Consider the following 311-nt stretch of genomic DNA (forward strand, 5'->3'; position numbering starts at 1 on the left):
GGTCATGCCTCGCCGGCCTGCGTGTTCGCTGACATCGATGTGTTCGGAGGGGCGGCCTGATGCGCGCGCGTGAGCATTTCAACGGGCTGCTCGCCTTCCTGCAGGAGCAACTGGCCGGTGAAGAAGGCTTCACCCTTGGCTACAACGCCGAGGACTCGGCCTTCATTCGTTTCAATCAGGGCCGTGTGCGCCAGGCCGGTACGGTACGCCAGGTGTACGTCACCCTGGCGCTGTACCGGGGCCTGCGGCATGCCGAGAGCAAGCTGGCGCTCAGTGGCGAGCGGGAGGCCGACCTGCCGTTGCTGCAGCAG

At 66.2% G+C, this 311-nt stretch carries 1 protein-coding gene; it reads left to right on the plus strand.

The genetic code is table 11. The features are described 5' to 3' along the window. Positions 1-59: 59 nt before the first annotated feature. A partial coding sequence (locus tag J0A65_RS26885) for a hypothetical protein (protein WP_206597219.1) occupies positions 60-311 on the plus strand: 252 nt, incomplete at its 3' end.

It is taken from the genome of Bowmanella yangjiangensis, assembly GCF_017255015.1.
Taxonomy (GTDB): Bacteria; Pseudomonadota; Gammaproteobacteria; order Enterobacterales; family Alteromonadaceae; genus Bowmanella; species Bowmanella yangjiangensis.